This is a genomic window from Oribacterium sp. oral taxon 108 str. F0425 (genome assembly GCF_000214455.1).
GTDB lineage: Bacteria > Bacillota > Clostridia > Lachnospirales > Lachnospiraceae > Oribacterium > Oribacterium asaccharolyticum.
Genome location: NZ_AFIH01000001.1, coordinates 700507 through 714724, shown reverse-complemented (window position 1 = coordinate 714724; position 14218 = coordinate 700507). Strand labels below are relative to the sequence as shown.

Below are 14218 nucleotides of genomic sequence, written 5' to 3'. Positions count from 1 at the left end.
TTATTCTCCATTTATAATCGTACGTATAAAGAGATCCATAAATCTCTTTCCGTCTACTGTTTTCGCTATCCTTACATTTTTCATTTTTCGATCCGGATAGTCGTAAATCTGTACCCCATTAAAAGCAATGGTCTGGCCTCTTGTTAATCTTCCTTCCAGAGCGACTTCTACATGGCAGCGTTCACTATATGTGCAAAGCTTCTCCTCCACAGCAACTGCCGCCGTAATCACATCATCCATCGGAAATCCCACGAGATGAAAATAGCTTCTCCACACATCTATGTAAATCGGGAATTTCTTCAATATATAATCCGACACGGAAGACTTACCGTTACTTGTTATATCAAAAAGTGAGTCTCTTGTAAGCATGGAATCGGCAAAAAGATTATTTTCACAAATATCCAAAGGCACCAATGTCACGGGTACACCGCTTGTTAAAACAAGTTGAGCCGCCTCCGGATCCGCAAAAATATTGTATTCCGACACCGGCGTAATATTACCCGGAATATGGAAAGCTCCTCCCAGGACATATATTTCACCTAGAAGAGGTACGATGGATGGATCTTTTTGGATGGCCATGGCCAGATTCGTGGTTGGTCCAGTACACACCAGGGATAAGTTTTCTTTGTACTGATGCGCCATGCGGATGATAAAGTCTACCGCAGATTCTTTTTCTTCCACAAGCTTGGTTTCTTCGGACTTATTCATTTCCACTAAACGATCCCCGAATTTTTCTTCAAGAGAAGCAAAAAAATTCACCGGATCCCCTAGGAGATTCTTCTGTTCTTTCACCAGGGGACCTTCCGCTCCACGGTAGACCGGAATTTGTTTTCCTGTAACTTCTACCGTATGAAGTGCCACCCGAGTGGCCTGCTCAATACTCCCCGCAGCTCCACTCACTGTGCTAACAGCCAATAAATCAAAATCCGGATGGAGGGCCGCAAAGAAAAGTGCCAGTATATCATCTCCTACTGAATCAATATCTAAAATAATCTTTCGATTATTCATAGTGCCTCCTCTTTTCCTTTCAAAAAAATATCTAAAATCCTCTCAATACTGGGGCGAACAAGCTGTACTGTCGGCCCGGTCAGGAAGGCAGCCACCACGGTACCCACACCCACAGTGCCTCTAAGAATATAGCCAATTACCACAAAAGCGGTATCTCCTATAACTCTGACCAAACGATACTGTACCTTGGTTTTCCTGCTGATAATCTCAGAAATCAAATCAATTGCTCCAACCCCTAAATCCGCCTTAATATAGGTCGCAATTCCACAGGACATAATAAAGAGTCCTACAAGAATCAAAACCAGCTTTAGTAAAAGATGAATTTCTCCCTGTACAAGAATTGTTAAAATCTTCCGTACAAAATCTGCTGTATAGCCGATTCCGAAAATGGCAATAACAGAAGAAATATTAATGAAACTCTTGTCTATAAAAAATACGATAAGAAGAATAATCACGTTAATCAGTGCAGAGGATGTACCATAGGAAATACCAAATACTCTTCCTATTCCCAGCTCAAATACACTGGCTGGATCTACTCCCATGCCGGAATACAAAAACATAGCTACACCTATTCCACAAAGAATAAGTCCTACTAAGGATATTATAATTCTTTTCCACATTTGATTCTTCATTTTTCAACCCTTTATTCATTCTTCCGTTAAAATCTTTACTTTATTTCCAAATTTTCTTTAGCCAAGTCTTTTCATCGCTTCAAAAAAAGTTTTTACAAATTCTTCTCTGTGTACGCCTGTTAAAAACTTGGTATTCCGAACAACCTTCTTACCAAAAAGCTTCTTTTGGTAGTCTACCGTATCCACCACCGTCATTCCTCTTGTTAATTCTCCTGTGACTTCCACATCTACGTTACATTGTACACTCTCAAAAAGTTCAGGATGTACTAATGCTGCGATAGCACAAGGATCATGCAAGGTACAACCGGGAAATCCCTCTACTTCATAGTGGTATCGACTGAAATAATCAATCAGTTCTGCGACAAAAATAGACATTTCATTCCCCTGCGCACGCAATATTTCATTTTCTTCTCTCGTAATATATGCTTTCTGTGTCACATCAAGACCTGCCATAACGATAGGTAATTCACTGTTAAAAACCACCTTAGCCGCTTCCGGATCTGCAAAAATATTGTATTCCGCAGCCGGAGTCCAGTTTCCAATGGTTCCGCCACCCATGATATAGATTTCCTCAATTTTCTGCTTTAGTTCCGGTCTGGTAATAAGGAGCTGTGCAATATTGGTTAAGGGGCCTATTCCCACAAGTGTAATTTTCTCTTCGGATTCTTCCAGAATCTTTTCCATAAGCTTAAGTGCGGATATCTCTACCGGAGCAAATCCATTTTCCGGAAGTACCGGTCCTTCCAGACCGGATTCCCCGTGTACCAGCTCTCCGCCGATGACCAGTTTCCTGATAAGGGGCTCTTTAGCTCCCACGGCAACCGGAATATGCAGCTGTTTCGCTTTCGTTAGAACACGAATGGCATTATTTGTCACCTTTTCAATGGTCTGATTCCCCGCCACAGTGGTGACTGCCTTAATTTCCAAATTCGAAGAAGCCAATGCCCATAAAATCGCCATTGCGTCATCATGTCCCGGGTCACAATCTATTATGATTCCTCTTTTTCTATTCTCCTGCATCATAGTTTCCTTTCTCTGCTTTATTCCACTTTTTTCTACAGCGTTTATCCTGCGCTGATACATCACTTACTTTGCTTTATCTGCATTCCTTTTAATCGAGTACAAAATCAATCCTACTATCGTCGCCATATACGGAAGCATCTGTACGAGCTCCGGAGGGAACGTCGTTACCTGTAAGCCGTAAGAAAGCGCCTCCGCTACTGCAAATAAAAGAGAAGCCATGGTCGCACCGATGGGAGTAGAATTCCCCATAGCATCAGCCGCAAGAGCAATAAAACCTCTTCCTGCCGTCATGTTTTTCGAGAACCAGGTTACATATCCCATTGACATAAATGCTCCTGCTATACCTCCCAAAACACCACTGATAGCCAAGGCGATGTAACGAGTTTTTAATAAACTGACTCCCACTGAAGATAAAGCCTTCGGATCTTTTCCCGCAGAACGAATACGTAAGCCTAGCGGTGTTTTATACAAGAGAATATAAACCACAAAAACCATAAAGAATGAAACATAGGAAAGAATATTGTGGTTCGACAATATTTTCCCAAGCACCGGTATTTCCTCAATAATAGGAATGGGGATACTGGGTAATTTTCCAGAGTCCAAAGCCAAGGTTGTTCCTTTATCCTTGACTACCGCATACATGAAATAAACGGTTCCCCCTACTGCCATAGTATTAAAAGCAATACAAGTCAGTACGCTGTCTGCTTTCAAGCTCATGGATACATATCCAATTAAGAGAGAACAAATTACTCCCACCAAAATAGCCACCAAAAGACCAACCCACGGTCCACCTAAAAAGGCACTGGCAAATACTCCCGCTAGAGCAGAAATGAGCATGATTCCTTCTATTCCAATATTGGTTATTCCAGCATTAGATGTAATCACTGCCCCCAGCGAAGCCAAAACGAGTGGTGTCGCCACACGAATTAAAGAGTAAAAAACGAACTGGTAAAAATCACTTTCACTAAAGTTTTCATTCCTTTCCTCCTTTATCCCCTGCTGTCACACGTGTAATCACCTTATGATGATATTTCTCCAAAAAGGCATTGGCTGCCACAAGTACAATCACTAGAGCTTCAATAATGGCAACAATCTCCGAAGCCACATCCGACTTCTTATACATATAGTCTGCACCAATTCTTAAGTACGCTACCGCAAAGGCCGCAATCGGAATATAGGCAGGATTTTCTTTCGCTAAAATATTTAATACCACACCATCAAATCCATAACCCGGAAGAGCAGACCATTGGAAACGGGAGTACATTCCGAGCATCTCCGCACCACCACCTACCCCGGCAATAAAACCGCCAAGCAATTGAGACATCATAATAATCCCGGTTGTGCCAATTCCTACATATTTTCCAAATTTAAGATTCTCACCGACAATTCTTAACTTCATTCCCCACTTAGTCTTATAAATAAACTGCCAGGTGAAGACCACAAATACTGCAACTAAAAAGATACCATAATGCAACCTGGTCTTAGGAATAAGATTTCCTAAATTCACTCCCTCCCTAAACGGGAAAGAAGCACTGTATGCCGAACTTGGATCTTTTGCTACTTGGTTAAAAATAAAGGTACCAATATAGAGTGCTACATAATTCAGCATAAGCGAAAGCACTAATTCACTACTGTTCCACTTCACCTTGCATATACCAGGAATTCCGCAAACCAAAGAACCGACGATGCCTGCCAAAAACAAAGCAAGAATAATCGAAAGCACAGGGGGAAGAGGCATATAAATGGCAACAATCGCCGAAGTTAAAGCTCCCAGAAAAAAACCACCCTCCGATGCTAGATTAAACTGTCTTGCCTTAAACATAACACAAACAGACAGACCTGCAAAAGTCAGCGGAATCGCTGTTTCCAATACCGTACTGAAACGTCTTAATGTTGTGAACGGCCCAATAAAGAGATTTAATAGAGCAGAGAACGGATGCTCTGTAGAAAATGCCATAATCACAAAAGAAATAAAAAATGCGATAAAAACCGCTACCACAAATCGAATAATAGAAAAATAACGATTATAACGATCCACTTTTGCATTCATATTCATCGCCATATTTTTTCCACCTCCTCTTTGCTCTGGTTCTTTACGCCCAGCATGTAGTATCCCAACTCTTCTTCCGTGAGCTCCGCAGTATCTTCAAAGTACGCGTTTATTTTTCCATTCCACATCACTACACATTTATCACTCAGTTCAAAAACTTCATTCAAATCAGCAGAAATAAGTAAAACAGCTGCTCCAGCATCTCTAAACTCAATTAATTTTCTTCTAATCAATTCCGATGTGCCTGCATCAATTCCTCTGGTGGGTTGCTCCGCGATGATGATTTTAAAATCCTCCGTCAATTCTCTTGCTGCAACCACCTTCTGGATATTTCCACCCGAAAGCATATTCACCTTCTGCTTGGACGAAAAACAAAGTACCTGGAAATCTTCTATCCATTTTTTTGCATCCTTTTCCATCCTGCTTTCATCCAAAAAAACATTTTTTTTCAAATATTGATCAACCTTGCAAGCAAAAATATTATCCCGAATACTCATTCGTTCTGCAGATCCCACCGACATTCTGTCTTCCGGAATATAAACCACGCCCTTTTCTCGAAAGGCCTTGGGCGAATAGTCCTGCATTCTTTTATTTTCAATGAGAATTTCTCCCTCATTCTTTTCTTTCATACCAGACAGGATCTCTGCAAGCTCAGACTGCCCATTTCCTTCTACTCCGGCTACACTCACGATTTCTCCGGCATACAACTTAAAGGAAACATGATCCAACATCATTTTCCCAAGCTTATTGGTATAACACAGGTCTTTTGCCTCTAAACAAAGCTCTCCTTTTTTTGCCGGTAGCTTATCGATGTGAAGCACGACATCTCTTCCTACCATCTTACTAGAGATTTCTGCCGGGCTAGTGTCCTTAACTTCTTTTGTTTCTACTGTTACACCATGTCGCATAATGGTCACTCTATCGCAGATCTCCATGATTTCATTCAACTTATGAGAGATGAAAATAATAGTGTGCCCCTGCTTCTTTAAATTCCTCAACTCTTCAAATAAATTTTTTGTCTCCTGCGGTGTCAAAACTGCGGTAGGCTCATCCAAAATGAGAATTTTAGCTCCTCTTACTAGGGCTTTTAAAATTTCTGTTTCCTGCTTTACACCCACACTGACATTTTCAATTTTTTCCTCCACATTTATGGAAAAGTTATACTTTTCCGCCACTTCGGAAGAAATCTTCAACATCTCTCTTCTATCCAAAAAGAACCCATTTTTCTTAGGTTCTTTACCGAGGACAATATTCTCGGCAATGGTCAGAGATTCGACTAACATAAAATGCTGGTGAACCATCCCTATCCCTAAATTTATGGCTTTTTTCGGACTATCCAAGGTAACTTCCTGCCCATTCAGATAGATTTTCCCCTTTTCAGGTTGCTCCATACCGAAAAGAATCTTCATCAGGGTGGATTTTCCCGCACCGTTTTCACCTATTAAAGCATGGATTTCTCCGGCAACAATTTCCAGATTGACATCTTTATTGGCCACCACACCGTTGGGATAGACCTTTACGATTCCTTCTGCTTTTAAAACTACTTTGCTATTCATATCGCCCATGGTTTGAACCTCCAAACTAGGAACCCAAGAGTAAAGAAGAGCCGCGCGCTTACGCACGGCTCTTATCACAAACAAGCCACCCTACGTGATACACGCGGCACATTATCCTTTACTACGGTTTTACTGCATTTCTAATTTTATCCAATTCTTCTGTAGACATACCGATTGCGGAGCTAACCTTAATCTTACCATCTACTACTTCCTGCTGAATTTCTTCAATCTTTGCTTTTTGCTCGTCTGTGAAAGAGGCATTATAAATGTCATTCTTTGCAAGTCCCACGCCCTCTTCCGCGATACCAAGGCTTTCTGCAGCTCCCCATTTCAGCTCGCCCTTTAAGTCCTTATCAATAGCACGGAAAATTGCATCTCCGACATTCTTTATCATGGAGGTCACAATATGTTCTGCCGTCTTCTTATCCCCCTTATTTTCATAGGCGGTAGACTGGTCAGAATCCACACCGATAATCTTCTTATCCTGTTCTGTAGCAGCCTCAATGGAACCAAGCCCTGCAGGACCAGCAGCAGCAAAAACAACTCCCACTCCCTGATTAAACTGTACAATGGCATGCTCTTTTCCCTTTGCAGGATCATAGTAGTCACCAGTATAGGTGCTAATCACTTTCACGCCTGAATTTACACTCTGTGCTCCCTCAATGTATCCTACAAGGAAGTCATTGATTGGCGGAATGTCCATTCCGCCGATAAAGCCGATTGTTCCACCCTCCTCTACAGAAAGCCCTGCTGCAGCACCTGCAAGGAAAGATCCCTCGTTTTGCTTGAAGGTAGCACAATATACATTGGAAAGATTAGCAGCCTGGAAATCTACCACATTATCGATAAGGATGAACTTCTTCTCAGGATAATCCGGTGCCAACTTCTGCACCGGCTCTACCATAGAAGGAGAAACAGCGATAACATAGTCAACAGGCTCATCCGCAGCATCCGCCAGTGCAGGCTCCCACTTCGCCTCATCATCACCAGTTTCAACCACCTTAACATCCATACCAAGTTCATTTTTCAGTCTTTCCATCCCTCTGTTGGCAGAGTCAAAAAAGCCTAAATCTCCAAGATTACCGTTGATAACCAGAATAGCTTTCTTTCCAGAAGCCGCTTCATCTTTTACAGCATCCCCGGCAGCTTCTGTCTTGTTCGAATTGTCAGTCTGTACCTTAGCACCCCCACAAGCCACAATAGCCATGCTCATCAGAAGCATCGTTGCAATACTACGTTTTTTCATTTTTTCCTCCTCATAGAATATAATTCTCACACCTTTTCAGGCAACTTCTTGTAGCTTATACTCAGTATTTTTACTTTTAGTTCCTCTATGATTCATTCTACTATTTTTAATTTTTTATATTCTTACTTATGGTTTTCGACATGCAACATTGCTTCTTCCCAAAGGGGAATACTAGCCGCTGCTCCGGGCTTGGAAACAGAGATGGATGCCGCTGCACTAGCTAATTCTAAACAGTCTTTCACCAAAAGCCCCTTCGTAAGTCCTGCGAGGAAATATCCGCAAAAGGTATCTCCAGCCCCTGTAGTATCCACTACCTTAGTTGGAAAAATATCCTGTTCTACACGAGTATTCTCGTCAAAGTACACAGAACCCTTTTCACCTAATGTTATTACAAAAGCAGCTTTGGGAAAGGCTTTTCGCAGATCTTCTTCCCTAATTCCATGCTGGTCAACCCAGCTTTCCTCCTGCCCAATATTTAAATGCTCTCCTCTTAAAATTTCCACAGCTTCTATCTCATTCATAATGAATAAGTCGACATCTTTAAGAGGATACCCTAGTATCTTTTTATCTAAAGGAGAGGGATTGAAGGCAATCGTTAGCCCTCTCCTCTTAGCTTCCTCTATCGCAAATGCGACATTGCTTATCTCATTTTGTAACAGCAGAATATCTCCCTTAAGGAAATTCCCTAAAACTTTCTCGATAAACTGCTTGTCTAACTCCTCATTTGCACCGCCACTTATGATGATATTATTCTGCCCCGCCTCATCTATCTGAATAATGGCGTGCCCGCTGACTTGCTTTCCCTTTTCCAGGTAAGTCAAATTTACCCCCGAATCTTCTAAGGCCTTCCTGAGGATAGCACCATCCTCTCCCACCTTTCCGGCATGGTAAACTTCCGCACCAGCTCGGGATAGAGCAATGGACTGATTAAGTCCTTTTCCACCACAATACTCCCGATAGGACTTAGCCTTAATGGTTTCTCCGGGTCTCGCAAAATGTTCCACAGAATAAGTCTTATCAATATTGAGCGAGCCAAGATTTACAATTTTCACTCTTCACCTCTGTTCTTCACTTCCACTCACTTCAGAATACCGTGATATTGCCTCAGAAATTATTTCCGAAATATGTTTCCTTATACACTTTTACTATTTTTGAATCGTATTGTCAATAGAAATTCTATATTTTAACGAAAAAATCTTGCTATTCTTTTCATTTTTTAAAGAATGAGTTATAGAACAAAATGTGTTGATGGCTAATCCCAATTAGCAAATGTATTATCTATTCAATGAAGGTCGCTCCACACAATAGTATCATCCCAGATGTATAGGCTTTTTTCTAATTTTTGCTTCTCATTCACATTTTTATATAGTCTGGCAATACTTTTATCTGTAGGCATTACATTTAATATTTCAGACGAAGAAAGCGGCTCCGGAGAGTGCATATAGCATCCAGTAGACCGCTTTTATTCGTCTTTCTATAGATAAGCCTCTATGGTTTCTTAGCATTTCCATAAGTCGGGAGTTAATACCACCTTCTATTCGGTTATTCGTTGATGACGCGATAAAATCTGTAGATAATTCATTATAAGGTATGTTAAAAATATATTTTCTTGTATAAGTCTTAGCAATGAGCACTCTGCCTTTAGTATTCTTTTTGCATGCTTTACAAAGCCAGCGGTGAGATCCTGCTTTGGTTTTCCCAATTTAACAGATTAATTTCCACAAACAGGACATTTTACTTGATTCATTTAATCTTCCTCCAATGAGTATAGTTTTTAGGGAATATCCCCCCACAACCCGTTATTACACAAGGAGTTACAGCATTTTCATCAACACGTTTTTTCCTATATGCCTTTGCATGCTCTCCCATTTTTCAATCCAAATTCTTCCCAAAAGAAAAATCCGCCAAAAAGAAGGCGGATTTTTCTGCTATACAATTTTCAGAATTTCCCCGAAGCACTTTACCTTATAGTCGGAAAGCCCCTCAGGTACAGCATCTCCTATCGCGATACTTTTCATTCCTCCCGCCCTTGCTGCTTCAATTCCGGACTTTGCATCCTCCATGACGATGCAGTCGGAAGGATTTAACCCCAACATTTCCGCCGCCTTTAAAAAGACTTCCGGGTCCGGTTTGGTTTTCGTAATATTCGTCCCGTCGGAAATGGCATCGAAATACTCCATTGCTTTTAAGCGCTCCAAGATAGGCTTTGCATTTCTACTGGAAGAGCCGATAGCGAGCTTATATCCTCTTTTCCTAAGTTCCAACAAGGTACTTTTCACCTCTTCCTGAAAGTCACTTTCCGACATTTCTTCCAGATAAGAACGGTAGAGTTTATTTTTTTGATCAAGGTAGTGTTCCGTTTCCTCGCTGCTCAGCTTTCCGTCATAGTTTTCCAGAATAATCTGAAAGCTTTCGGCTCTACTTACCCCTCTTAATCTTTGGTTGATGTTCTCATCAAAATAAATCCCCAGATCATCCGCTATCTTTTTCCATGCAAGATAATGAAACCGGTCCGTACTGCAGATTACCCCGTCCAAATCAAAAATCACCGCTTTATACTTCATTTTCTTCCCGCTTTCTTATGGTATAGGAATTGTCCCCTTTAATCGTAATTTCCGTAGCTTCTCCTCTATGCATAATACTGAATTGCAATTCCTCCCATTCTTTGGGCATGTGAGGTTGTAAATGAAGCTCTCCGTTTTCATCAAGGGAGAGACCCGCAAAGCCGAAGACCACGGTCTGCCAAACTCCGCCGGTATTTGCCGCATGGATTCCTTCACGGGTATTTCCCTGAATATTCCACAAGTCGAGGAGTGCCGCCCGCCTTAAATAGCGATAAGCTTTAGAGGAGTCCCCTATTTTCAAGCCCATAATAGCATAAATACTGGGGCTTAAGGAAGAGCCGTGCAAAGTCCGCTTCTCATAGTAATTGTAGTTTTCCCGAATGGTCTCTTCGTCAAATTCCTGTCCGAGCAAATGCATGAGCATAACCACATCCGCCTGCTTAATGAGCTGCGTTTCTGTCACACTCATTGTCTTTAAGATTTCGGGTCTGATTGGCCAGTCATTCTTGTCGTACTTCTCTATCAGAACTTCGTGCAGATCGAAATATCCCTCGAATTGCTCGAAAATCTTCGTGCCTTCTTTCTTCGGGATATAAATTTTATCGCTGATTTCCTTCCAAGTTTCCGCTTCTTTCTCCGTGAAATGAAGCTTCTCACAAAGACTTCGATACTCCACCTCCCGTGAATCTTTCATTTTCGTTATTAAGGAGCTTACAAAGCGAAGACACCATTTCACCAGATAGTTGGTATAAACATTGTTATTCACCGGTTCATGCCACTCATCCGGTCCGGTCACTTCACGAATTTCATACAGCTTTAGCGTCTCATTGTAAAGTACTCTGCTTGCCCAGAATCTTGCCGTCTCCACAAAGATTTCCGCTGCTTCCTTATAGAGGAATTCCGTATCTCCGGTCGTTTCCGCATATTTGTACGCACCGTACATCACTGCAGCCGTAACATGGTGCTCATATTTAGCCACATAGCAACGGTAGCAGGAGCCGTCCGGTTCAATCGTCCAGTCCGGACACTGCTCTGTTCCGTCATCGGCGGACTCCCAGGGATACTGCGCACCTTGATATCCGTTTTTCCGCGCATTTTTTCTCGCCGCATCAAGAAGTCTGTAGCGATAGCATTCCAGTCTCTTTGCTTTTTCCGGGAAAACAAAGGAAAAGAAAGGCAGCATGAAGAGTTCCGTATCCCAGAAGGCATGACCCCCGTATTCCTCTCCGCTTAGAAGCTTTGCGCCGACATTGACTCTGTCATCATACTCACTGGCGGTACTCATCAGGTGGAAAATGTTGAAACGAACCGCGCGGTCCAGCTCAAAATCACCTTGAATTCGAACATTCGCGCGCTTCCACATCAGATCATAAACCTTTTTATGCGCTCTGTGCTCTTCCGTGAAGCCCCTATCTCGGAAACTCTCCAGTTCTTTAAAAACGGAGGGGCGAATTGCTGCTCTTTCACAGTCCTTCTCCGTAAATACGGAAACATATTTTAGAATTTCTACCGTCTTTCCCTCTTTCATCTTGCAATCCGCAAATTCCAAAGCTACTTCTCCGAAAGCGCTGCTTCTGCGATTCCGAAGCACTTCTTCCCCGTTTTCATAGGCATGAAGACTCGCTCCCGTCCCGATATGAAGCAGGTCATCCCTTGTCTCCACCTCAAGATAAATATTGTCTTCCTTTGCACTGTTTTCCGTGACCACGCTATGCTTCACCTTAAACCTCGGTGCATCACAGAAGTTTAGGATAGATCCGTTAATGCTGCTTTCTATTTCCAAAATGCCGTCATAATTTAAGGGGGTAAAATACACTTTCATGCCCATTCGATGAACATTTTCCCTGCTTAAGAAACGCACGGACTCAATCAGACTTTCTCTACCTGATTCATCTCTTAAAAGGACATGTTTGTAGAGCGTCGCCGTCTTTAAGTCCAGCGCTCTCCTATACTCCAGAATTTCACAGCGCTCTACAGAAAGCAATTGCTTCTCTACATAGAACTTTAATTCACTCCAGTTGGGTAAGGTGACGAGTTCCCGCATAAAGGTTTCCGACTTATCAAAGATTCCGTTTATATACACATAAGGAAGGGAGGGGTGATTCCCCTCCTCCTGTACACCTCGTATTCCCATATAGCCGTTCGATAAGGCAAAGAGACTTTCAAACTGCAGGTTCTTCTTTGCATCATATTGATCCTCGGAAATCACCCAGGAATCCTCCGACATTGCCTCTCTCAAAATTTTCGAAAAATTGTCTCTAATCATCGTTCTCCCTCATCTTGCATTTTTATGACTCAATAGCACCGCCGGTTCCTTTTGACGGCATTTTATGGCTTAATAGCACCGCCGGTTCCTTTTGACGGCATTTTATGACTTAATAGCACCGCCGGTTCCCTCTACAATGTATTTCTGTGCAAAGATAAAGGCGAGTATCGGCGGAATAATCATAATCACCGTGATACACAGCATGGGAATAATCTTTGTTCCGTGAACTCCCTTGAAAGCCGCCAGTCCCAGCGCCAAGGTGTATTTGGATCGATCCTGTAAGAATACCAAAGGACCGAGATAATCATTCCAAACGGAAATCATATTGAGCACCGCAACCAGAATGAGGGACGGCTTCAAAATCGGCATGAAAATCATCCAGTAAATCTGAAAGACATTGGCGCCGTCGAGTCTTGCCGCCTCTTCAAAATCTTTCGGCACGCCCAAGAGGAACTGTCTCATCAAAAAGATATAGTATGCCGAACCGAACCAAGCCGGAATAATGAGCGGTTTTAAGGTATTGATCCAGCCAAAAATTTTAAACTCCATATACAAGGGAATCATCGTAACATCCCAAGGAATCATCATGGTGGAAAGCAGTACCATGAACAAGAAGTTTTTCCCCTTGAATTCGAATCTGGCAAAGCCGTAAGCCACCAAAGAGCAGGACACAAGCTGCCCCAAAGTGGTTAAGACGGTAACCAGAACCGTATTGAGAAGAAAGGTGTTGAAGGGCTGTGAATTCCAAGCCTCAATGTAATTGGAAAATCTCCACACCTCCGGGAAAAGCTTCGGAGGATAGGCAATGGCTTCCGTTTCCGTTTTTAAAGAGGAAAAGAACATATAGATAAACGGAGAAATAAAATAAATCGCAATGATTACCAGTAATATCTCTATTACAAGATTGGTTTTCTTATCGGTCTTCATTATCTTTTTCCTCCCTTCCCTTTTTTCTTTTCCGTTGTTTCACTTTGGTAGAATACCCAAGCCGATGAAGAGCGGAATACCACTGCGGTCAAGAGTAAAATAATGATGAACATCACCCATGCATTGGCACTGGCATAGCCCAACTTATGATGCTTAAAGGCATTGTTATAGGTATACAGACCGTAAAAATAAGTGGATTTCAGAGGCCCGCCGCCTGTTAAGAGCATAACCAGGGTTACCTGCTGGAAAGATCCGATTATGGAAGTAATCAAGTTAAATAAAATGGTAGGGGAAATCAAGGGAAGGGTAATCGAGAAAAAGCTGCCCACCTTTCCCGCACCGTCTAAAGCTGCCGCCTCATAGAGATCCGTCGGGATTCCTTTGATATCCGTATAGAAAATCAGCATCATACTGCCCACACCGAAGGCGCTCGCAAGAATCACGGCAAAGAGCGCCCAGGCAGGGTCTACCAGCCACCTTGGCCCTTTAATGCCAAGGAGCGAGAGCAGGTAGTTTAAAACACCGTAGTCTCCGTTCAAAATCCAGCCCCAGATAATGGACACTGCAACCCCGGAAATAACGGTCGGAATGTAAAAAAGAGTTCTGAAAAACTTCACCCCTCGAACATTCTGGGTAATCAGCATGGCAAGAAATAGAGCTATGCAAATATTTAAAGGGACAAATATCGCCGCATACTTGATGCTGATCAACAGAGATTTCCAAAATTGTGCATCTTTGGTAAACATCTCTTTGTAATTCCCGAAACCCCTGAAAACAGGGGTTCCGGCAAGAGACCAATCAAAGAAGCTCATCACCAAAGATAGAATCAAGGGTCCTATGGTGAAAACAAAAAATCCAATGATCCATGGCATAATAAAGAGGTACGGTGTTAACCCTTTCAGTTTTTTCTTAAACTCCATTTTCCTCGCTCCTTGAACAGCATAAG

At 42.2% G+C, this 14218-nt stretch carries 12 protein-coding genes and 1 pseudogene; all 13 read right to left on the bottom strand.

What is annotated here, in order from left to right; genetic code table 11:
- The 13 genes and pseudogenes from HMPREF9124_RS03515 to HMPREF9124_RS03460 all read right to left on the bottom strand — a co-directional run bounded on the left by HMPREF9124_RS03515 (position 1) and on the right by HMPREF9124_RS03460 (position 14192).
- Positions 1 to 1008 carry a nucleoside hydrolase gene (locus HMPREF9124_RS03515; RefSeq protein WP_009429524.1) on the bottom strand — a complete coding sequence of 336 codons (1008 nt, stop codon included), beginning with the start codon at positions 1006 to 1008 and terminating at the stop codon, positions 1 to 3.
- Entirely contained in the window at positions 1005 to 1640 is a 636-nt protein-coding gene (locus HMPREF9124_RS03510) for a YczE/YyaS/YitT family protein (protein ID WP_036597616.1), read from the bottom strand. Before HMPREF9124_RS03510 ends, HMPREF9124_RS03515 begins: the two co-directional genes overlap by 4 nt.
- 57 nt (positions 1641 to 1697) lie before the next feature.
- Entirely contained in the window at positions 1698 to 2663 is a 966-nt protein-coding gene (locus HMPREF9124_RS03505) for a nucleoside hydrolase (protein WP_207635485.1), read from the bottom strand.
- A 63-nt stretch (positions 2664 to 2726) separates the two neighbouring features.
- Positions 2727 to 3548, bottom strand: a complete 822-nt coding sequence (locus HMPREF9124_RS03500; protein ID WP_242821550.1) for an ABC transporter permease — start codon at positions 3546 to 3548, stop codon at positions 2727 to 2729.
- An 88-nt stretch (positions 3549 to 3636) separates the two neighbouring features.
- Complete coding sequence (locus tag HMPREF9124_RS03495; protein WP_009429181.1) at positions 3637 to 4725, bottom strand: ABC transporter permease; 1089 nt, start codon at positions 4723 to 4725, stop codon at positions 3637 to 3639.
- Complete coding sequence (locus tag HMPREF9124_RS03490; protein WP_009429848.1) at positions 4716 to 6278, bottom strand: ABC transporter ATP-binding protein; 1563 nt, start codon at positions 6276 to 6278, stop codon at positions 4716 to 4718. Before HMPREF9124_RS03490 ends, HMPREF9124_RS03495 begins: the two co-directional genes overlap by 10 nt.
- 112 nt (positions 6279 to 6390) lie before the next feature.
- Positions 6391 to 7515 carry a BMP family lipoprotein gene (locus HMPREF9124_RS03485; protein WP_009428129.1) on the bottom strand — a complete coding sequence of 375 codons (1125 nt, stop codon included), beginning with the start codon at positions 7513 to 7515 and terminating at the stop codon, positions 6391 to 6393.
- Positions 7516 to 7637: 122 nt separating this feature from the next.
- On the bottom strand, positions 7638 to 8567 hold the full coding sequence (locus HMPREF9124_RS03480) for a ribokinase (protein WP_009428780.1): 930 nt from the start codon (positions 8565 to 8567) through the stop codon (positions 7638 to 7640).
- Between the two features lie 230 nt (positions 8568 to 8797).
- A pseudogene (locus HMPREF9124_RS11655) lies at positions 8798 to 9169 on the bottom strand (IS256 family transposase); the annotation flags it as partial.
- A gap of 274 nt (positions 9170 to 9443) precedes the next feature.
- Complete coding sequence (gene pgmB, locus HMPREF9124_RS03475; RefSeq protein WP_009428119.1) at positions 9444 to 10079, bottom strand: beta-phosphoglucomutase; 636 nt, start codon at positions 10077 to 10079, stop codon at positions 9444 to 9446.
- A complete protein-coding gene (locus HMPREF9124_RS03470) occupies positions 10069 to 12345 on the bottom strand; it encodes a glycoside hydrolase family 65 protein (protein ID WP_009429128.1) in 2277 nt (758 codons plus the stop codon). The genes pgmB and HMPREF9124_RS03470 overlap by 11 nt, the downstream gene beginning before the upstream one ends.
- Before the next feature lie 102 nt (positions 12346 to 12447).
- Positions 12448 to 13272, bottom strand: a complete 825-nt coding sequence (locus HMPREF9124_RS03465; RefSeq protein ID WP_009429059.1) for a carbohydrate ABC transporter permease — start codon at positions 13270 to 13272, stop codon at positions 12448 to 12450.
- Positions 13272 to 14192, bottom strand: coding sequence for a carbohydrate ABC transporter permease (locus tag HMPREF9124_RS03460; RefSeq protein WP_009429724.1), 921 nt, complete (start codon positions 14190 to 14192; stop codon positions 13272 to 13274). The genes HMPREF9124_RS03465 and HMPREF9124_RS03460 overlap by 1 nt, the downstream gene beginning before the upstream one ends.
- Positions 14193 to 14218 lie beyond the last annotated feature (26 nt).